This window comes from Bordetella sp. 2513F2 (assembly GCF_054642735.1).
The window spans coordinates 2,044,963-2,064,849 of record NZ_CM137755.1; the positions used below are offsets into that span (position 1 = coordinate 2,044,963).

The window sequence follows — 19,887 nt, forward strand, 5'->3', positions numbered from 1 at the left end:
GTGCCCTTCCAGGCGGTTGGTACAGGCTACCAGTCCAGTATCGTTGCGCCTTCCAGCGCGTGCAAGCGCTGCAGCAGGGCCTGCGCGGATTCCGCGCCGATGACGGGCGACGAAAGCTCCAGGAACTTTCCATCCAGCTCGGCATCGGTCAATGGCTCTTCGGGATCGCCTTTGCGGTTAGCCTGGTGATGTTCGAGGCGCCGGCCGTCTTTCAGGGTGACTTCAATGCGGGAAGCGCGCTGGCCGGGGAAAGCCGCATCGATTTCCGGATCGACCACGACGGTGATGCGGTCCATCAATGCGCGGACGCGGGGATCGTGCACGCGACACGCATCATAGGCTGCCAGCCTGACGCTGCCATGGACCATCGCCGTGGCGACCACATACGGAAAGCTGAAGCGGGCTTCGTTGGAAGTGCGGGGATTCGGATAGCATGCGATGTCCAGCGCCGGCTTGTATGTGGCGACGCGTATTGCAGCGATATCTTCCGGAGATATCCCGTGGCCTTCACGTAGCGCGAGTGCGCCATCGATGGCAGCAAAGGTATGTCCGCAGCCGATATGGTTCTTGAAGGTAAGCCGCTTGATGTGGAAATCCTTGCCCAGCGTAGCGCCTATGTCCGTCCAGTCGGCGTCCTCGCTCATGGCGCGGCCCAGGCCGGCTTCCCCGTCCAGCACATCCAGGGATCCCGTTACGCCCTGGCTGGCGAGCAACGCAGAAAGCACGCCCGCTTCTGCGGCCCTGCCGGCGTGCAGCGGCTTAGACATGGAATCCAGGCGGAAGGCCTGCTGCAATCCCGCCGTGAACGTCGCCGCCGTGGCCAGGGCATGGGCGTAGGCGTCGCGATCCAGGCCAAGGATGGCACCTGCGGCAGCTGCTGCACCGAAAGTACCCACTGTGCCGGTATTGTGCCAATAGCGATAGTGCGCCCGCCCCAACACGACGCCGATACGCGTGGACACTTCGTATCCCAATACCACACCCCGCAGGAACGCCAGACCGTCGCTGCGTACGCAATGGCTGGCCGCCAATGCGGCGGCAATGGTGGCCGCGCCGGGGTGATACATGGCATCGCGGAAGCTGTCGTCCACTTCTGCCGCGTGGGCTGCCGTTCCGTTGATCAGGGCCGCGGTGCGCAAGGTGGCGCGGCGTCCGCCGACCAGCCTTGCGTCGCCGCGGTCGAGGTCTGCGGCCATCGCCGCTTCCAACTTGCCGACGACCGGACATGCCAGGCCGGGGAATACCGAGGCATACCAGTCTATGACAGCGCGTTTGGCGTGATGCAGCACATCGGCTGGAATCGCGGCAGTGCGAAATGCCGCAGCATGATCGGCGAATATCTCCGTGGCGAACAATTTTCCCTCCAGTGTCGTTGGCCGCGGATCACTTGCCGGCGAAGAGTTGAGGCATTTTCAGGTCGGATGAAATCCAGACGCTCTTCGGCTCCATGAATTCCTTAACCGAATCAATGCCGCCCTCCCGGCCGATGCCGCTGTCCTTCACGCCGCCGAACGGCGTCGTGAAGCTGCTGGAGCGGTAGTTGTTGATCCACACCGTGCCGGCCTTGAGCCGCTCGGACATCAGCATCGCCCGATGCAGGCTCGTCGTCCACACGCCGGCTGCCAGGCCGAATCTGATGTCGTTGCCAATGCGGATGGCGTCTTCTTCATCCTTGAACTTCAGCACGGAGAGCACGGGCCCGAAGACCTCTTCCTGGGCGATGCGCATATCGTTGGTCACGTCTACGAAGATGGTCGGCTCGATAAAGTAGCCCGCGCCATAACCGGGACCGGACAACGACTGCCCGCCTGCAACGCAGCGTGCGCCTTCCTTCCGGGCTATGTCTATGTATCCCAGGATCTTCTCAAACTGCGGCCTGGTCGTAATCGGCCCGATTTCGCTGCCTGGGTCGGCCGGGTCGCCGATTTTGGCGGACCGGGTGATCTGCGTCAGTCGTTCGACGAAAGCATCATGGATGGATTCCTGCAGCAGCAGGCGTGAACCGGCTACGCAAGTCTGGCCTGTGGCAGCGAATATGCCAGCGATGGCGCCCTTTACCGCTTCGTCCAGATTGGCGTCGTCGAAGACTATGTTGGGTGATTTTCCGCCCAGTTCCAATGAAACGCGCTTCAAGTTCTGTGCCGCCGTGGCATAGATCCTGCGGCCGGCCTCATCGCCGCCGGTAAAGGCAATGCGTTGCACGTCCGGGTGACGAACGAGGGGATCGCCCACCTCAGCGCCAAAACCGGTGACGATGTTGAAAACGCCAGGGGGAAAGCCGGCTTCCTCAAACAGCCTGGCCAGTTCGAACAAGGACGCGGAGGTGTATTCGGACGGCTTGCAGACGACGGTATTGCCGGCACACAGCGCCGGCGCCATTTTCCAGGTCGTCAATGGCAGGGACGAATTCCAGGGTGTGATGCAGGCCACCACACCCATAGGTTCGTAGCGAATGAAGTTATAGACCCCTGGGCGATCGATCGGCACGACAGCTCCCTGTATCTTGTCTGCCAGGCCGCCGTAGTAGTAATAGTACTTGGCCATGTACTTCATCTGGCCCAGGACGTCCCGCCTGAGCTTGCCGTTGTCGCGGCATTCGATTGCTGCCAGGTGCTCGGCGTCGCGCTCGATCAGCGAGCCCAGCTTGTGGAGCAGCATGCCGCGTTCGCTGGCCGTCATTCTCGACCAGGGGCCTTCGAAGGCGTGTGCTGCAGCGGCTACAGCCATATCGACGTCAGCTCCGTTGCAACGTGGAATCTTCGCCCAGGCTTCTCCAGAGAAGGGGTCGTGGGTTTCGAACCAGGATTTCGATTGAGGATCCCGCCATTCGTTGTTGATGAAGAGCTGGTAGCGTTTCATTGCTGTCTCCGGGTGCGTATCCTTGCATTCTGTGAGCCGGAGAGGATTAGCTCAAACGACTTCTTGTGCTACGCTGCATGACTCTGACTCATGGGAGACCCGTCTTCATGGAACATCCCTCCATGTCGCGCCTTCCTCCGCTGACCGCCCTGAGGGCCTTCGAATCGGCGGCGCGCAATCGCAGTTTCACCAAGGCTGCGCAGGAACTTTTCCTGACGCAGTCTGCGATCAGCAGGCACGTGCGGAACCTGGAAGAGCTGTTTGGCATTCCGCTGTTCTACCGCAATCATCGGTCTGTCACTCTGACGCCTGATGGCGAAGCCTATATGCGGGATGTGGTCGATGCCTTTGCGCGCATCGATCTGGCAACGCGCCGCCTGAAGTTCTCCGGCCGCCAGAATGTGCTCAATCTGCAGGCCTTTTCGACCTTCGCCATGTATTGGCTGATTCCCCGGCTGGGGCGCTTCCAGGAGATCAATCCGGAGGTCGAAGTCCGGTTGACTGCCTCGGTGGCGCCGCTGGACTTCGAGCACAGCGATATCCACGCATCGATACGCGCCGTGGCCGGGCGCGTGGAAGACAACATACGCAGCGACCGGCTTTTCGACTATCGCCTGATAGCGGTCGGCGCGCCATCGATGGCGACGGCATGGCCGCTGCGCGTCCCCGCCGATCTGAAGAATGCCACGCTCCTGCATTCCCTGGCCCGTCCGGAGGACTGGGGCGTATGGTTGCGGGCAGTCGGTGCGGATGACGTAAGGCTGGAAGGCGGCATGAAGTTCGAGTCCTCCGCCATGGCTTACCGTGCGGCAGAGCAGGGGCTGGGCGTAGCCCTTGCCCAGAGCTTCCTGGTGCAGGAAGAGCTGGCCAACGGATCTCTCCGGCGGATATTCCCGCATGAGGTGCCTTCTGAGCGGACATACTACCTGCTGAGCTCACCGAGGCATTGCGGTGACCCGGCGCTGGAACTGTTCCGCAAGTGGCTGCTGGAGGAGATCGATGCGGCTGCCAGGCAGGCTGTGACGGCGTAGGCGGCAGGCCGGTGCTGTTGTCGCATCATGAGGCTGGATAGGGCATCTGCGCGGCATGCGCGGATGCCCGTCAGGCGTCAGGGCGCAACGCTGTCCAGGCGGCGCCGCACGTGCCCGAAGCCGGAGATGTAGGATCCTTCGTAAAGCGCCGCCACGCCACCATGAGGGTCTTCAGGCCCCATCAGCCTGCGCGCGTGCTCGATGCCCCAGCCGCGCAGGTCTTGCATCGATCTCGTGGATTCCAGGATCAGCGAGCCATGGCGCCATACGCGCGCGGCAACGACAGCATTTTTGAGTCCGGTCGGTGCGTCCTGGTCCATCTTCAATTCGATATGGGGCAGCAGGCGGCCCACGGCGGGAGCGGGTATCCAAGGCCCGGGTGGTCCGGAGAACGCGGCATAGGAAATGTCGCCGGATCCCGCGATGGCAGCGACTGCTTGTGCGCTGTTGCGCGCCTGTCGCAGATCTCCGGGGGCAGGGCAGTCGAGATGCGGCACCCAGGGCATCGAGACTTCGATGCGATCGACCGGCCCGCCATCGATGACGTCTTCCAGGATTGCCACGAGCAGGTTGAGGTAGATGTTGCACGGATAGCGCTTGAATACCAAGGCTTCGGCAGCCCTGGGGCCGTCGATCGTCAGACGGCTGGCATCCACGTGGTCCTGCCCGAACAGTGTGCCGAGCCCACGCTGGAAGTCCCGGGAAGCCTTCCACCCCTGAGACGCCAACAGCGCTGCTTCCAGTCCATGCAGCGCGCCCCACCCGAAATGCGTCATGCCTATCATCGACGCAGCACTGTTCATGGCCAGGCCCGATGCGCGGGTCAATGCGATGGCCAGTGCATTCGTGCAGGCATGCGGAGGGAGGCGCAACATACGTGCTGCGCTGGCGGCAGCTGCCAGCGTGCCGAATACCCCGGGGCTGTGAAAGCCCACGCCAGGTCGCGCGCCGGTAATGGCGGCGCGGCATCGCCACGCCGCTTCGACCCCCGCGAATACGGCCGAACCTATCTGTTGATCGTCGGTCGCGCGGGCGCCTCCGTCCGCAGAAAGCAGGTTGTGGGCCACGCAGGCGGCCAGGGTGGCAGGCAGCACGGTGTGCGAAGGGCCTGGGTCCATCGGGTCCAGGTCCGATGCGCCGGCCAAGGTGCCAAGATGGCCGATGCGATCCAGCGGTTCCAGCAGCCGGGCCAGCATCTCTGCGATCCGGCCAGCAGTCATGGACGGCACGAGTGCCTCGCCTGGGTTCGCCGTGGTGCCGGTCGTAGCGCTGTGCACCCGGAATGGCCAGACCCAGTTTTCCCGTTCGATCCCGAATAGCGTACACAGCAGGGAAGCCCGGATGCCTTGGTCGATTGCGGTTCGTGCAGCGGATTCTTCCTGGCTGATATCCGCTTGGGAAACCGAGGCGCCCAGCTCGAGAAACTCATGATGCATCGATGTCTCCTGTTCTGCTATGTGCGTTCCATGCGCTGACTATACACAGCGAACCGGCGAACTCCCGCACGATATCTATGCACGTCTCGCATAACTCCAACTCATGCAAGCCGGCGAAAATGTCGATTGAGGCATGTGTCGAAATCCCCAACACTAAGCGCTCATCCTTGTTCTTATGCGAAGGGAAACGCTTATGGTTGCGCAAGAAGAATCCCGCTTCGATGTGGTGGTGGTGGGCTGCGGTGTGGCGGGGTTGAGCGCGGCGGTTGCGGCCGCGGAGGCCGGCGCCAAGGTTGCACTGCTGGAAAGAGCCAGCTATGAAGAGCGGGGCGGAAATACCCGGTATACCGAAGCCTATCTGCGCATGAAGAGCGAGACGGAGCTTGCACATGACTTCGAATCGCTGCTGATCGACAACAGCGGCTACTACATCCAGCCCGATTTCACTGAATCGACCGTACGGGACTATGAAAACTGGTCGCCCGTGGTGCGAGCGCTTCCGTTCACGGACCCGGAGCTGATTTCCACCTTCACCGAGTCAGTGCCGGACGTCATCGCGTGGCTGAAAAAGCACGGCATCACTTTCGGCGAAGCCGGCTTCTACGGCCTTACGCCGCGGCCGTCGCCGCGCATCGCGGTGAACGGGGGAGGGTTGCAGTTGGTGGAAACCATGACCCAGTGCGCAGAGGATGTCGGCGTGCGCTTCTTCTATGAAATGACGGCTCATGAGCTGATCCAGTCGGACAGCGGAAAGGTATGCGGCGTCAAGGCCACGGACCCATCGAATACGCCGCATCGCTTCGAGTGCAGTGCCGTCATTCTGGCCTGTGGCGGTTTTCAGGGTAATCCCGAGATGGTGGTCCGATACATCGGAGCCAAGGGACGGTATCTGCGCCCCGTCGCGCCCGGGGGCTACTACAACAAGGGCGAAGGCATCAAGATGGCCTTGCGGCTCGGTGCCGCGCCTTCAGGCGACTACGCCGAATACCATGGCCAGCCGATAGACCCGCGTTCCAGCGCACCGGAGGCGCTTGTCATGGCGTACCCCTACGGCGTCCTGATCAATCGCGATGGAAAGCGTTTCATCGATGAAGCCCCAGGGACCATCGATGCCCACTATGAGGAAACAATCCGCCTGATTGCGGAACAGAAAAAGGGTATTGCCTATTGCATATTGGACGACAAGATAAATCGCATCCCCAACTGGAAGCGTTGCATCCGCAGCGACCAGCCGCCTGAAACCATGCAGGATATCCGGATGTTGGGGAAGAAACTGGGTTTCGACGGCGACGCCGCGCAGCGCACCATCGACGAATACAACCGTGCCTGCGGGGAAGGCAGCTTCAATCCTCATACCCTCGACGGGCTCGCTACCACGGGGTTGACGCCGCGCAAGTCGAATTACGCGGTGCCGCTCGACACACCGCCTTTCCATGTCTATCCCATCATCTCGGCGAACACGTTCACGCTCGGCGGGCTGAAGGTGAATTCCCACGCCCAGGTGATCAAGAACGAAGGGTGCATATTGCCCGGCCTGTACGCCGCCGGGGAAACGATGGGCCTGTATTACGGCCGCTACCCAGGCGCGACTTCCGTGCTCCGCGGTGCGGTGTTCGGGCGGCGTGCAGGAGAGCACGCCGCTGCCAGCGCGAGATAACCGCGCATTACACAATTCAATTAAAAAATGGAGACAAAGAATGGTGAATCAGAAACTCACCCGCCGGGCCGTATCATGCCTCGGCACTGCATTGGCGTGCATTGCCATTTCCTTATCCTCGCAGGCGCGCGCGGAGTATCCGGACCGACCCATACAACTCATCGTTCCCTATTCAGTGGGTGGCCCGACTGATGTTGCGGCGCGGGTCATGGCGCAGGAGCTGTCGCAGCGCATCGGGCAGAATATCGTCGTCATGTCGATGCCGGGGGCAGGGGGAGTGATAGGCACGGAGTATGTCAACCGGGCCAAGCCCGACGGCTACACCTTGCTGTTTGCCGTCAATTCGATGGCCATTTTTCCCCACACGCGTTCGTCCAAGAATCCCCTGCCTTTCGACCCCAACGGCTTCGCGGCGGTGGGAAGCGTCGCTGAGTCGGCCCATGTGATCGTTGCCAACAAGAACCTGGGTATCAAGAGCATTGCCGAGTTGGTCGAAGCTGCGAAGAACAAGCCCGACAGCCTGAGTTTCGGCTCGGCCGGCGTGGGCGGCACCACGCACTTGCCTATTGCCTTGTTCGCCCACCGTGCCGGAATCAAGCTGCTGCATGTGCCGTACAAGGGCGCGGCGCCGGCGATGGCAGACACGATGGCTGGCGTGGTTTCGATATCCGGGCCCGGATATACGGACGCGGTGAAGGGCGCCATCGACAACGGCACGCTGGTTGCATTGAGCTCCACGTCTGCCAAGCGGCTTCCGTTCCTGCCCAATGTGCCGACCTTGGCCGAACAGGGCTATCCCGACATGGTGTTCCCGATCTGGTATGCACTGTTCGCCCCCGGCGGAACGCCGGGCAATGTCGTCGAAAAATTGAATGGCGCGCTGAAGGCGATGGCGAGCGATACCGCCTATCAGGCGCAACAGGCTGCCCAAGGCAACGTGGTCACGTATATGACGCCTACCGAAGTGGCGGACATGTTGAAGACCGATATCGCGAAGCTTGGGGTGAGACTGAAGGATGCCGGCATCAACCTGCAGGAATGACGCCAAATGGACAATGTGCGGAACGGTAGCGGGACCGCAGCGGTGTCCCTGACCCGCCTGCTGGTGACGAGGGCATTGGACATCCGCCATGACACCCTGCCCCAGGATGTGCGCATCGTCGCGCGGGATTGCCTGGTGGACTGGTTGGGGTGCGCCTTTGCCGCGACAGGAGAACCTGCCGCCGATATTGTTGCGAAAACGGCGCGCGCCGAAGGCGGCAACGCCCAGGCCACCCTGCTGGGGCAGGCGTGGCGGGGCACGATGGTGCAGGCCGCATTGGTCAACGGTACCGTGTCCCATGCGCTGGACTACGACGACGTCAATCTTTCGGTGCCGGGGCACATGTCTGTTGCCATCCTGCCAGGGCTGGTCGCCCTGGCCGAGCATCGCGGCACCAAGTTGGCTGACCTCGTTGCTGCCTTCGTAGCCGGCTATGAGTTTGCCTGCAGCGTCGGTGTATTGGTGGAACCGGCACATTACGCGGGCGGCTTTCATGCCACCGCGACCATCGGTTGCCTGGGTGCCGCTGTGGCTTGCGCGCACCTGTTGAAACTGGAGCCGCTGCAGGCTTGCCATGCCGTGGGCATTGCGGCCACGCAGGCTGCGGGGCTCAAGGCAATGTTCGGCAGCATGGCCAAGCCTTTGCATGCCGGCCTGGCGTCTCAAGCAGGATTGAGGGCTGCGTTGCTGGCCGAGAACGGATTCCTGAGCCGCCCCGATATCCTGGAGTGCAATCAGGGATATGCTGCCGTGCATGGCGCGGATTTTCATGTGGAGAGCGCCCTGTCTGCTCCGAAGGACGGATTTCATATCCTGAACAACCTGTTCAAGTTCCACGCGGCATGCTACAGCACGCATTCCACCATCGAGGCGGTCGCCGCATTGCGGGATAGGCATGGCATCGATCCGACACGGGTGTCGCGGATCGACGTGGTGGCGGGGGAAGGGTGTTCCATCTGCAACATCCAGGAGCCAGCAACGGCATTGGAAGCCAAGTTCAGCCTGAGGGCGGCAGCAGCGTTCGCCATGCTCGGTGCCGACACCGGCAGCCTGGAGGTCTGGGAGCAAGTGACCGACCCGAGCATTGCAGCCATGCTCGCCAAGGTGAATGTCAGGCTGGTTCCAAGCGGGAGTTTGAGCGAGTCTACGGTGACGGTTACATACGGCGAAGGCAGTAGTGTGAGCTTGACCCACGATTGCGGCTCGCCCATTGAAGACAAGACCACGCAATCGCAGAAAGTATTCGGAAAATTCCGCGTCATCGCGCAGCCCGTATTGGGTGAGGAAAGGGTGCGAGAGGTGCTGTCGATGTTGACGTCTTTTGGGGCAAATGGCGACGTCGGCGAATTGATGCGCCTTTGTGCGAATGCACAAACGTCTCCCAGGTGAGCGGCGATTCACCGTGACGCTGGAGCGGCACCAGGCGCTGCGGTAAAGAGGAAGTTGTCCGCGCGGCGCCCGTCAAAGCCGCAGATACGCCGCGCAGCCGGCCGGCGCCAGGGTGCCGCTGACGTACAGGGCGCCGTGGCGGTAGTAGCGCAGCGCGCCGCCGTCGTCGGCTTGCGCGGGGCGCAGCACCCAGACGGCGCCGGTGGGATCGCTCCAGAGCACGCGCGCGTCGAGCTGGTCGAGCGCGGCGAACCAATCGGCGGCAGAGACGCCGGGACGCAGCACGACGGTGACGGTGGGGCCGGGCTGGGCACGCAATGGCACGGCGTGCAGCGCGCCCGCTGCGGTGACCGCGACCACGGCAAGCAGGGCCGTTCCGACACTGCCGTGGCCGCCGCCGCTGCCGTTGCCGGCATCGCTCGGCCCCTGCGTCGTGCGCCGCATGCGGCGTCCGATCCAGTATGGCACCACGCCGAAGAGGAGCAGCCAGCCCAGGTCCCAGGCCAGCGGCATGGTGGTGTCCATCCGGATGCGATGGATGCCCAGCAGCCAGTGGGAGAGCAGCGCATCGGCTACGTGCCAGGCGCCGAATCCCATCCAGAAACTGCCCATCAGCCGGCGTCGCGCCGTGGGCCGTGCGAATTCGGCGCGCGCGCCGAACAGCTGCCACAAGCCCACGACGGCCAGCACGTACATCAGGGCGTGGAACAGGCCGTCGGCCACCACCTGCACGCGCAGGTCGGCCCAGTCGGGCCCGGACAGGCCCGACAGCAGGTGGTGCCATTGCAGCACCTGGTGCAGCAGGATGCCGTCGAAGAAGCCGCCGAACGCGAAGCCCAGCAGAATGCCGGACCGGTCGAAGCGCGGCGGATAGGGCGCCGCGAAGACCGGCCTGGCGGGAGTACAGAGATTCATGCGCCTGTCCTCTCGGCACGCGTGCCGGCGGTCAGCGCGAGCCTGCGTCGCGGGCGCGGCGCAGTGTGGGGCGTTCGTTCTCCCGGCCCGTGTCGGGCGGCGTGGGGTTCACGGTGTCGGGCGGGGCCGCGGAACGCGCGGCGCGATCCGCCGCCTGGGTGGCCTGGTCGAACGACGGCTTGTCGTGGGCCCGTGCGCGCGGCGGGTGGTCCATGTCGGGGCCTGCGGCCTCGTGGTCGGCGCGCCGGCCGGGCCGTGGCGCGGCCCGGTTGGGATCGGGTTGGTCCTTGAGCATGGCTGCCTCCATCGGATGCGATATGGATTGCTGTGCGGAAGCGGTCGCAACTGCCATGCCCGCGGGCCGTGGCGGCACGGCGCTTGCGGCGACCCGCGGGTTCCGTCCTACACCACAGGAGGCGCTTGAGATGGGAAATTTCGCGGCGCGCACGGGCGCGCAGGTGCAGGGTGACGATGTGGTATTCGAACTCGAGACGAACGGCGTCCGGCGCCAGTTCGAAATTTCGGGGGATGCGCTGCGGCGCTTCTTCGGCGCGGCCGACGGCACCGGCGCCGAGTTGCTGCATGCGTTCGAGCGTGCGCAGCCCCAGCTGGAGGCGCTGGCCAAGCGCACGCAATGGGTGCCGTCCGACGGACCCATCAAGATCGGGGCGGGCGATTTTGCCGACGACGGCGCGTAGCGCCACAGATGTGCCCGCCTGCCACGTGAGTTTTCTGCAAAGGACAGTAAATCGGGCCGCTGTTCCGACGGCCGGCCCGGCCTGGCGGAAGCAAGCGGCCGCGGGCATGCGGTTTGCAGAGCAAGGAGTCCCTACAGCAGAGGAGTACTCGACATGACGATACGCAATATCCTCAACGGCATAGCCGTCACGGCCGTGGCGGCGGGTTCGGCCTGGGGCGGACTGGCCTACGCGCAGAGTTCGACCACCCAGCCGATGCAGTCGCCGTCCACGCCGACCTCGCCGTCGACCACGCCCAACGACAGCACGGCCACGCCGCCGAACCAGCCGCTGGCCCCGGGCCAGGCTCCGCCTGCGCCCACCAGCACCCCCAGCACCCCGACCACGCCGCCGCAGCTCGACGGCACGCCGGGCGAGCGCGGCAGCACCATGGACGGCCGGCCGCAGCGGGGTATCAATGACAATATGGGCCAGACTCCGGCCAGCGGCAGCTCGCCGCCTCCGGGCTATCCCAATACCGGCGGTTCGAAGTAACACCGGCGCCGGCACGTAACGGCCGAGGCCCGGCGCTGCTGCAGCGCCGGGCCTCGCTTTTGGCATCCGTGCCGCCGGGCGCCCGGGCTCAGTACTGGCGGCGCACTTCCGCCGACGGCAGGCGCATCTGGATGCGGTACTTGGACACCGTGCGGCGGGCCACCATCACGCCGTTGCTGGCCAGGCGCTGTGCAAGCACGACGTCGGAAAGCGGCATGCGCGGGTCTTCGTCTTCGATGTATTCCTTGATCAGCGCGCGCACCGCGGCGGCCGAGCAGGAGCCGCCGGCGTCGGTGCCCAGTTCGCGCGAGAAGAAATGCCGGAATTCGAAGACGCCGCGCGGGGTGCTCATGTATTTGTTGGCGGTGGCGCGGGATACCGTGGATTCGTGCATCTCGAGTTCGTCGGCCACGTCGCGCAGCATCAGCGGCCGCAGGGCGACCTCGCCGAATTCGAAGAACGTCTGCTGGCGTCTCACGATGGATTCCGCCACGCGCCGTATGGTGACGTACCGCTGCTCGACGTTGCGCACCAGCCAGCGCGCTTCCTGCAGCTCCTGGGCCATGGGACAGCGATGGTCCATGCGCGCGCGCTGGAACAGTTCCGCATAGGTGCGATGCAGCCGCGCCTGGGGCATGGCCTGGCGGTTCGCCGTCACCACCCACCGGCCATTGACCTTGTTCACGATGACGTCCGGCACCACGTAGTTGGGTGCCTCGGACGCATAGCGCCGGCCCGGCTTGGGATCGAGGCTGCGGATCGCTTCGCAGGCATGGTGAAGCCGCTCCATGTCGCAATCCAGGGCGCGCTGCAGGCCGGGCAGATCATTGCGGGCCAGCCGTTCGAGGTGATGCCGCACGATTTCGATCGCCAGTTCGCGCACCGGGGGATCGAGGTCGTCGCGCGCGGCGAGCTGCAGGCACAGGCATTCGGACAGGCTGCGCGCGGCCAATCCGGGCACGTCGAGTTGCTGCACTAGTTTCAGCGCCGCTTCCCATTCTTCCGGCTCGGGCGGGGGATCGAAGGCCGAGCTCTCGGCCAGGCCGGCCAGGTCTGCCGAAAGATAGCCGTCGTCGTCGAGCGCGTCGACGATGTATTCCACCATCATGCGGTCGCGCAGGCTGAGCGGATAGCTGCCCAGTTCGGCAGACAGGCGCTGGCGCAGCGAGGTGGGAGCCGCCACCCAGACGCCGGGATCGGCGGGCGTGCCTTCCACGCGGTTGCTGGTGGGGTAGTCGCCGGAATAGCCGGGGCCGTCGGACATGGGGGTGTCGGCAGGCGCCTGCGGCTCTGCCGCGGCGGCGGGCGACTCGGCGGCTTCGGCCGGCTGGGACGCGGCGACGGGCTCGGCGGAGGAAGCGACGTCGCCGCCATCGGCAGCCGGGCGCTCGGCTTCGTCGCCATCCTCGAGGAATGGGTTGTTCGCAAGGGCGTGCTGGACGGCGGTGGTGAATTCCAGGGCCGACATCTGCAGCAGCCGGATCGATTGCTGCAGCCGCGGCGCCAGCAGGGTTTGCTGGCGCATGCGGAGTTCTTGTGCTGCGTGTGCCAAGGCGGACCTCCGTTCATCGTGTGGGGTCGGGGCCGACACGGCCCCACGTTCCGACACAAATGCAAGATCCATGCCATGGCGCTTTCCCGGGGGAGGGTGCGCAAGTTGCGTGCCTGGGGCGGCGCAGATTTACCTGCGCCGGTATTTTTTTCTCAGGTGCTCGGTTTGCTCAGGTGCCCAGGGGCGCGTCCATGCCGTAGGCATTGAGCCGGTTGTACAGCGTCTTCAGGCTGATGCCCAGCGTTTCGGCGGCGCGGCGCTTGTCGCCGCCGTGGTACTCCAGGGTGGCCGAGATCAGTTCGCGCTGAGCCTCGGAGAGCGGCGTGCCGATGGCAAAGGCCAGGGCGTCGGCGCGCCGGTCGGCCGGACGGCTCTTGCGCGGGCCGATGGGGTCGTACTGCAGCACCTCGTCACACATGAGGTAGGCGCGCTGTATCACGTTGCGCAGCTCACGCACGTTGCCCGGCCAGTCGTAGGCGGCCAGCGTGTCGAGCATGCGCCTGCCGAACTGCTTGCGCGTGCCGTACTGCTGGTTGAGCGCCTCGAGGAAGCGCTGGGCGAGGAAGGGGATGTCTTCCGGCCGCTCGCGCAGGGGCGGCACGCGCAGCGGGATGACGAGCAGGCGGTGCAGCAGGTCTTCGCGCAGCCGGCCTTCGGCCACCGCGCGCAAGGGGTCGTGGTTGGTGGCCGAGATGATGCGCACGTTGGTGCGCAGCAGGTCGGTGCCGCCCACGCGGCGATAGGTGCCGGTTTCCAGCACGCGCAGGAAATGCGCCTGCATGTCCAGCGGCATCTCGGTGACTTCGTCGAGGAACAGCGTGCCGCCGCTGGCGTGCTCGAAGTAGCCGGGCGTGCGCGCCAGTGCGCCGGTGAAGCTGCCCTTTTCGTGGCCGAACAGTTCGGCGTGCGCCAGGCTGGAACTCACCGCACCGCAGTTCAGCGCGATGTACGGGCCGTCGCGGCGCGTGCTCAGGCGGTGCACGGCCTGGGCGATCATGTCCTTGCCGGTTCCGCTTTCGCCGACCACGAAGATGCTGGCGTCGGTGGTCGCGACGCGTTCGATCATGGACTGCAGCTGCCGCATCGCGGCACTGCAGCCCAACTGGGGAGACTGGGCGCGGTCGGGCGAGGCCGGAGCCTGGTCCTGCGCCTGCACGGGGTTAGGCATGAAGGTTTCCCTCTGGTATCCGCACGGAGCCCATGTTAGGCATAGGCCTCAATGATTTTGCGACGAGATGCAATGATTCGAAAACATTATTTCCTCGTATCGAATGTTTACCCCATGGCCGAATCGGCCGATGTACGCTTTCCGCATGGCAGTTTCTACACGGGCCGGCATCGCCATCGCGCCGTGCCGCGGCCCCGGGGCAGCCCGGCGCCGCCGAGTTTTCCCGCTATTGTTCCGCTCAAATCCAACACCAGCATCACGGAGTAGACATGCCTCATCTGCTGATCGTTGACGACGACGACGCGGTACGCGAGATCCTCTCCGAGGTGGCGCGCGACAGCGGCTACTCGGTCGCCGCAGCGGCGTCCCTCAAGGATGCGTACATCCAGTTCGAACGCCGCCTGCCCGACCTCGTCCTCACCGACGTGCGCCTGCCCGGGGCCAGCGGCATGGAGATCTTCGAACGCGTCTCGGGCGCCAGCGTGCCCATCGTGGTCATCACGGGCTACGGCAGCATGGACAGCGCCGTGGAAGCCTTGCGCTGCGGGGCCACCGATTACCTCGTCAAGCCCGTCTGCATGGAACGACTCCAGCAAATTCTGGACCGCGTGGCCCGCCAGGCCGCCGATTCGGACCTCGGCGGGGCGCCGGTGCAGGAAGATGGCCGGCTTTGCAAGCTGCTTGGCCACTCCGAGCCCATGCAGCAGCTCTATCAGCAGATCCGCCGCGTGGCCCCCACCGAAATCACCACGCTGCTGGTGGGCGAGAGCGGAACCGGCAAGGAACTGGCCGCCCAGGCCCTGCATGCGCTGAGCCGGCGGCGCCGCGAGGCCTTCGTGGCGGTGAACTGCGGCGCGATTTCTCCCAACCTGATCGAAAGCGAGCTGTTCGGCCATGAGCGCGGCAGCTTCACGGGCGCGGAGCGCCAGCACAAGGGCTATTTCGAGCGGGCCGACAAGGGCACGCTGTTCCTCGACGAAATCACCGAGATGCCGCTGGACCTGCAGGTCAAGCTGCTGCGCGTGCTCGAAACCGGGCAATTCATGCGGGTGGGCACCAACCGCGACATCGCCTGCGACGTGCGGGTGATCGCGGCCACCAACCGCGACCCCGACCAGGCCGTGGCCGAGGGGCGCCTGCGGCAGGACCTCTATTACCGTCTCAGCGTGTTCCCCATCGAGCTGCCGCCGCTGCGCGAGCGCGGCGAGGACGTGATGTTCCTGGCAAACCGGTTCCTGGACGAGCAGAACGCCGACGCGGGCACGAGCAAGCGGTTTTCGCAGGCCGCGTGCGAGGCCATCCAGCGCTATCGCTGGCCGGGCAACGTGCGCGAGCTCAAGAACTTCGTGCGCCGGGCCTACATCATGGCAGACGGCGACGAGCTCCAGGCCGATACCCTGGTGCCCCAGGTGGCGCCGGGCCCCGACGAAGACGAGGCCGGCAAGATCGTGGTGCCGGTGGGCGTGACGCTGGCCGAGGCCGACCGCCGGCTGATCCTGGCCACGCTGGAGCGCTGCGGCGGCATCAAGAAGACTGCCGCCGAGGTGCTGGGCATCAGCGCCAAGACGCTCTACAACAGGCTGGAGGAGTACGACCTCGCGGGGCACGCCGACTCCCTCGCGCGCAAGTCCTCGGGAGGCGAGACGGTAGGCGGCTGAGGGCCGCAGGCCGGGGACCGCCCCGCTGCATCCGGGTACGGCGGTTGCTGCCTCCTTGCGAACGTCCCGACGGGACGCGCCGACAGGAGGACGCATGCAAGCCACCGTATCCGATTTCATCGTGCAGCGCCTGCGCCAGTGGGGTATCGGGCGCATCTATGGGTATCCCGGCGACGGCATCAATGGCCTGATGGTGGCGCTGGACCGCGCCGAGGGCGCGGTGGAGTTCGTGCAGGTGCGCCATGAGGAAATGGCGGCCTTCATGGCCTGCGGGCACGCCAAGTTCACCGGCCAGGTGGGCGTGTGCGTGGCCACGTCGGGCCCGGGCGCGATCCACCTGCTCAACGGCCTCTATGATGCGCGCCTGGACCACCAGCCGGTGGTCGCCATCGTGGGCCAGCAATCGCGCGGCGCCCTGGGCGGCGACTACCAGCAGGAAGTCGACCTGGTGTCGCTGTTCAAGGACGTGGCGCACGACTACGTGCAGCAGGCCAGCACGCCCAGCCAGGTACGCCACCTCATCGACCGCGCCGTGCGCATCGCCCTGGAGCGGCGGGCCGTGACCTGCGTGATCCTGCCCAACGACCTGCAGGAGATGCCCGCGGTGGAGACGCCGCCGCGCGAGCACGGTACGGTGCACACGGGCATCGGGGTGACGTCCCATGCCTCGGTGCCGTCGCGCCAGGCGCTGGAGAACGCGGCCGCCATCCTCAACGGCGGCGAACGCGTGGCCATGCTGGTGGGCGCGGGTGCGCTGGCGGCGGGCGACATGGTGCAGCAGGTGGCCGAGCGGCTGGGCGCAGGCGTGGCCAAGGCGCTGCTCGGCAAGGCCGTGCTGCCCGACGAACTGCCCTACGTGACGGGCGCCATCGGCCTGCTGGGCACGCGCGCGAGCTGGAACCTGATGAACGGCTGCGACACGCTGCTGATGGTGGGCACCGCGTTCCCGTACGGCGAATTCCTGCCGCCCGAAGGCCAGGCCAGGGCGGTGCAGATAGACCTGGACGGCCGCAACCTGAACCTGCGCTATCCGGTGGAAGTGGGGCTGGTGGGCGACAGCCGCGACACGCTGGCGGCGCTGCTGCCGCTGCTGCACGAGAAGCCCCGCGCCGCATGGCAGAACAAGGTGGAAGGCTGGGTGGCCGACTGGTGGAAGACCGTGGAGGAGCGCGCCCGGGTGCCGGCCAGCCCGGTGAATCCGCAGTTGCCGTTCTGGGAGCTGTCGTCGCGCCTGCCGGAGCGCTGCATCGTGACCTGCGATTCGGGTTCCGCGGCGAACTGGTATGCGCGCGACCTGAAGCTGCGGCGCGGCATGATGGCGTCGCTGTCGGGCGGGCTGGCCTCCATGGGCAGCGGGGTCCCGTATGCGCTGGCAGCCAAGCTGGCCCATCCCGACCGTCCGGTGATCGCCCTGGTGGGCGACGGCGCCATGCAGATGAACGGCCTGAACGAGCTCATCACCATTGCCGACCGCTGGCGGCAGTGGCGCGATCCCCGGCTGGTGGTCATGGTGCTGAACAACGGCGACCTGAACCAGGTCACCTGGGAACAGCGCGCCATGGCGGCGAGCCCGCGCTACGAGGCGTCCCAGCGCGTGCCGGCGTTTCCGTATGCCGCCTATGGCGAACTGCTGGGCCTGCAGGGGCTGCGCGTGGACGATCCGAAACAAGTCGCGGCAGCCTGGGACGCGGCCCTGCAGGCCGACCGCCCCGTGGTGCTGGAAGTCATGAGCGATCCCGAGGTGCCGCCCGTGCCGCCGCACCTGCCCCTCAAGCAGGTCAAGGCCTATCTGCAGGCGCTGCGCAAGGAAGGCGCGGCCGGCGGCCCGGCGCTGCGCGGCACGCTGCGGCAGTGGTGGGCCGGCTGAGGCATTGCGCCGGGCACGGCGCTTGCGGCAAACAGGCCGGGGCCGCCGGCCCGCATTCATTCCTGGCATCAAACGAAAGGAGGCGTCATGTTTTTTTCTTCCGAATCCGGTCGCATGGATGGGGCGCGCAAGCGCGCCACCCACGGCGTACATGATCTGGTCGCGGGCGCCGAGGATCTGCTGCGCGCCACGGCCTCCTATGGCGGAGCCGAGATGGAGCGCGCGCGCGACCGGCTGAAGCACCATGTGGACCAGGCCCGCCAATTGCCCGGGCGCTGGGAGCACGTGGCCCGCTCGGCCGACGGCTATGTGCACGAGCATGGCTGGAAGATGCTGGGCGCGGGACTGCTGCTGGGCGTGGTGGTGGGAGCGTGCCTGATTTCCGGACGGCATCGCTGAGCCGCGCCGCAGTACCCCGCAGTGCCCCCGCAGTACCCCAAACGGAGGCTGCCATGCCACGTCAAGACGACAAACCCGATACCGGTCCCGACGAGTATCCGCGCAAGAGCGGGCGCTGGGGCGCCGAGGAGCCGCCCATGGGGCGGCCGTATGGCGAACGCCCCAACCCCGGCAAGGGCGGCAAGCCCAATCCGCACGGACCCGAGTACGAGCAGGGCGGCCGGTATCCCGGCGCCCAGACGCCGGGCGAAAGCAATGGCAAGCAGACCGGCCGCTCGGCGCCGGCCGAGGGCCAGGAGGAACCCCATGACAGGAAGAAGCAAAAGCCCGGACCCGGGGCCGAATAGCGCCCCCACGCGCCAGCCCCATGAGGAGCGAGGCCCCGACTCCCGCCAGCCCGGCACCGAGACCGAGGCGAACCGGGAGAAGGAAACCGAACGTTCCCTGATCAACCGCCCGGTGGATCCCAACAGCCTGCCGGCCAAGGCGCCCAATGTACCGCCGGGCGTGCCGGCCGAGGACGTGCAGGATCCGGGCAACCAGACCCCCGACGCGCCGCCGGTGGACAACCGCTCCTGAACGCATGGACCGGACCGCGGACGGGCCGGCCTTGCGCCGGCCCGTCCGTTCGTGTGCGCGGGGTCAGAAACCGGGCGTGCCGGTCACCGGCAGGACCAGGCCGGTGATGTAGCTGGCGCAGGCCGGGCTGGCCAGGAAGACGTAGGCCGGGGAAAGCTCCTCGGGCTGGGCCGGCCGGCCGAACACCGTGTTCTTGCCGAAGTTCGCGACCTGCTCGGCGGGCTTGTCCGCGGGATTCAGCGGGGTCCAGACCGGACCGGGCGCCACGGCGTTCACGCGTATGCCTTGCGGCGCCAGGTTGCCGGCCAGCGACCAGGTGAATGCGTGGATCGCTCCCTTGGTGCTGGAGTAGTCGATGAGCTTGCTGCTGCCCTCGAGGCCCGTGACCGAGCCCGTGTTGATGATGCACGCGCCTTCGGCCAGGTGCGGCAGGGCCGCGCGCGCCATCTGGAAGTAACCGTAGATGTTGGTCCGGAAGGTCTGGTCCAGGCGTTCGTCGGTGATGTCCAGCAGCGAGTCGGCATGTTCCTGGAATGCCGCGTTGTTCACCAGTATGTCGAGCTTGCCGTATTCCTCGATCGTGCGCGCGACGGCGTCGCGGCAGAACGCAGGGTCCTGCACATTGCCGGGAATGAGCAGGCAGCGCCGCCCTTCGGCCTGCACCCGGCTGCGGGTCTCCTGCGCGTCCTCATGCTCGGAGAGATAGACCACGGCCACGTCCGCGCCCTCGCGCGCGTAGAGGATGGCCACGGCGCGTCCGATCCCCGAGTCGCCGCCGGTGATGAGGGCCACCTTGTCCTGCAGCTTGCCGCTGCCGCGGTATTGCGACGCCAGGTACTGCGGCGGCAGCGTCATGTCGGCTTCCTGGCCGGGCTTCTCCAGATGCTGCTTCGGCAGGGGCGGAACGGGGTGGTCGCCCCCGCCGGTGTCGGGCGCCCCGCCTTGTTTGGGGGGCGCCTGCTTGCCGGCGTCCTTGGCGTCCTGTTCGTGCTGGATTTCACGCTGTTGCTCGGCGGTGCGCTGGGCGTCCTTACCGTGGCTGGATGTCATGGCTTGCCTCCATTGCAATTCCGGAATCCCTGTTTTCCGGTCGACCCGGAGGC

General features: G+C 65.9%; 19 protein-coding genes. 11 read left to right on the plus strand and 8 right to left on the minus strand.

Going from position 1 to position 19,887, the window contains the following annotated elements; translation table 11 throughout:
- Window positions 1-26 precede the first annotated feature (26 nt).
- Together ACYBYQ_RS09680 and ACYBYQ_RS09685 are read right to left on the minus strand one after the other, a co-directional pair.
- Window positions 27-1,355: an MmgE/PrpD family protein gene (locus ACYBYQ_RS09680; protein ID WP_459618530.1), complete on the minus strand. Its 1,329-nt coding sequence runs from the start codon at window positions 1,353-1,355 to the stop codon at window positions 27-29.
- Between the two features lie 28 nt (window positions 1,356-1,383).
- Window positions 1,384-2,859 (minus strand): aldehyde dehydrogenase, encoded by a 1,476-nt coding sequence (locus tag ACYBYQ_RS09685; RefSeq protein WP_459618531.1) that lies wholly within the window; start codon window positions 2,857-2,859, stop codon window positions 1,384-1,386.
- 107 nt (window positions 2,860-2,966) lie between these two features.
- On the opposite strand from ACYBYQ_RS09685, the gene gcvA reads away from it, so the two are divergent.
- Window positions 2,967-3,890, plus strand: coding sequence for a transcriptional regulator GcvA (gene gcvA / locus ACYBYQ_RS09690; protein WP_459618532.1), 924 nt, complete (start codon window positions 2,967-2,969; stop codon window positions 3,888-3,890).
- A 77-nt stretch (window positions 3,891-3,967) separates the two neighbouring features.
- Here the strand turns inward: gcvA and ACYBYQ_RS09695 are convergent, their stop codons facing one another.
- Window positions 3,968-5,326: an MmgE/PrpD family protein gene (locus tag ACYBYQ_RS09695; RefSeq protein WP_459618533.1), complete on the minus strand. Its 1,359-nt coding sequence runs from the start codon at window positions 5,324-5,326 to the stop codon at window positions 3,968-3,970.
- A gap of 193 nt (window positions 5,327-5,519) precedes the next feature.
- Between ACYBYQ_RS09695 and ACYBYQ_RS09700 the strand changes: the two genes are divergently transcribed.
- The 3 genes from ACYBYQ_RS09700 to ACYBYQ_RS09710 are packed head-to-tail and all read left to right on the plus strand — an operon-like array spanning window position 5,520 to window position 9,414.
- A complete protein-coding gene (locus ACYBYQ_RS09700; protein WP_459618534.1) occupies window positions 5,520-6,983 on the plus strand; it encodes an FAD-dependent oxidoreductase in 1,464 nt (487 codons plus the stop codon).
- Window positions 6,984-7,023: 40 nt separating this feature from the next.
- A complete protein-coding gene (locus tag ACYBYQ_RS09705) occupies window positions 7,024-8,025 on the plus strand; it encodes a Bug family tripartite tricarboxylate transporter substrate binding protein (RefSeq protein ID WP_459618535.1) in 1,002 nt (333 codons plus the stop codon).
- A gap of 6 nt (window positions 8,026-8,031) precedes the next feature.
- Window positions 8,032-9,414 carry an MmgE/PrpD family protein gene (locus ACYBYQ_RS09710; RefSeq protein WP_459618536.1) on the plus strand — a complete coding sequence of 461 codons (1,383 nt, stop codon included), beginning with the start codon at window positions 8,032-8,034 and terminating at the stop codon, window positions 9,412-9,414.
- A 72-nt stretch (window positions 9,415-9,486) separates the two neighbouring features.
- Here ACYBYQ_RS09710 and ACYBYQ_RS09715 read toward each other — a convergent pair whose 3' ends face one another.
- Together ACYBYQ_RS09715 and ACYBYQ_RS09720 are read right to left on the minus strand one after the other, a co-directional pair.
- Window positions 9,487-10,329, minus strand: a complete 843-nt coding sequence (locus ACYBYQ_RS09715) for a DUF2243 domain-containing protein (protein ID WP_459618537.1) — start codon at window positions 10,327-10,329, stop codon at window positions 9,487-9,489.
- Between the two features lie 31 nt (window positions 10,330-10,360).
- A complete protein-coding gene (locus ACYBYQ_RS09720; RefSeq protein ID WP_459618538.1) occupies window positions 10,361-10,624 on the minus strand; it encodes a hypothetical protein in 264 nt (87 codons plus the stop codon).
- Between ACYBYQ_RS09720 and ACYBYQ_RS09725 the strand changes: the two genes are divergently transcribed.
- Together ACYBYQ_RS09725 and ACYBYQ_RS09730 are read left to right on the plus strand one after the other, a co-directional pair.
- Entirely contained in the window at window positions 10,623-11,027 is a 405-nt protein-coding gene (locus ACYBYQ_RS09725) for a DUF1488 family protein (protein WP_459618539.1), read from the plus strand. The two genes, ACYBYQ_RS09720 and ACYBYQ_RS09725, sit on opposite strands and share 2 nt — an antisense overlap.
- A 153-nt stretch (window positions 11,028-11,180) precedes the next feature.
- On the plus strand, window positions 11,181-11,561 hold the full coding sequence (locus tag ACYBYQ_RS09730) for a hypothetical protein (protein ID WP_459618540.1): 381 nt from the start codon (window positions 11,181-11,183) through the stop codon (window positions 11,559-11,561).
- Window positions 11,562-11,649: 88 nt separating this feature from the next.
- Here ACYBYQ_RS09730 and ACYBYQ_RS09735 read toward each other — a convergent pair whose 3' ends face one another.
- Both ACYBYQ_RS09735 and ACYBYQ_RS09740 read right to left on the minus strand, forming a co-directional pair.
- Window positions 11,650-13,086, minus strand: coding sequence for an RNA polymerase factor sigma-54 (locus ACYBYQ_RS09735; protein WP_459618541.1), 1,437 nt, complete (start codon window positions 13,084-13,086; stop codon window positions 11,650-11,652).
- A 196-nt stretch (window positions 13,087-13,282) separates the two neighbouring features.
- Window positions 13,283-14,197 carry a sigma-54 interaction domain-containing protein gene (locus ACYBYQ_RS09740; RefSeq protein WP_459618745.1) on the minus strand — a complete coding sequence of 305 codons (915 nt, stop codon included), beginning with the start codon at window positions 14,195-14,197 and terminating at the stop codon, window positions 13,283-13,285.
- Window positions 14,198-14,550: 353 nt separating this feature from the next.
- On the opposite strand from ACYBYQ_RS09740, the gene ACYBYQ_RS09745 reads away from it, so the two are divergent.
- The 5 genes from ACYBYQ_RS09745 to ACYBYQ_RS09765 all read left to right on the plus strand — a co-directional run bounded on the left by ACYBYQ_RS09745 (window position 14,551) and on the right by ACYBYQ_RS09765 (window position 18,784).
- Window positions 14,551-15,939, plus strand: a complete 1,389-nt coding sequence (locus ACYBYQ_RS09745) for a sigma-54-dependent transcriptional regulator (RefSeq protein ID WP_459618542.1) — start codon at window positions 14,551-14,553, stop codon at window positions 15,937-15,939.
- 94 nt (window positions 15,940-16,033) lie between these two features.
- The gene (locus ACYBYQ_RS09750) at window positions 16,034-17,806 is read left to right on the plus strand and encodes a thiamine pyrophosphate-requiring protein (protein ID WP_459618543.1); all 1,773 of its coding nucleotides are present in this window, start codon (window positions 16,034-16,036) and stop codon (window positions 17,804-17,806) included.
- Window positions 17,807-17,893: 87 nt separating this feature from the next.
- On the plus strand, window positions 17,894-18,205 hold the full coding sequence (locus ACYBYQ_RS09755) for an ElaB/YgaM/YqjD family protein (protein WP_459618544.1): 312 nt from the start codon (window positions 17,894-17,896) through the stop codon (window positions 18,203-18,205).
- A gap of 53 nt (window positions 18,206-18,258) precedes the next feature.
- The gene (locus ACYBYQ_RS09760; protein ID WP_459618545.1) at window positions 18,259-18,552 is read left to right on the plus strand and encodes a hypothetical protein; all 294 of its coding nucleotides are present in this window, start codon (window positions 18,259-18,261) and stop codon (window positions 18,550-18,552) included.
- Window positions 18,512-18,784 carry a hypothetical protein gene (locus tag ACYBYQ_RS09765; protein WP_459618546.1) on the plus strand — a complete coding sequence of 91 codons (273 nt, stop codon included), beginning with the start codon at window positions 18,512-18,514 and terminating at the stop codon, window positions 18,782-18,784. Before ACYBYQ_RS09760 ends, ACYBYQ_RS09765 begins: the two co-directional genes overlap by 41 nt.
- Before the next feature lie 63 nt (window positions 18,785-18,847).
- Here the strand turns inward: ACYBYQ_RS09765 and ACYBYQ_RS09770 are convergent, their stop codons facing one another.
- Window positions 18,848-19,834, minus strand: a complete 987-nt coding sequence (locus ACYBYQ_RS09770) for an SDR family oxidoreductase (protein ID WP_459618547.1) — start codon at window positions 19,832-19,834, stop codon at window positions 18,848-18,850.
- Window positions 19,835-19,887 lie beyond the last annotated feature (53 nt).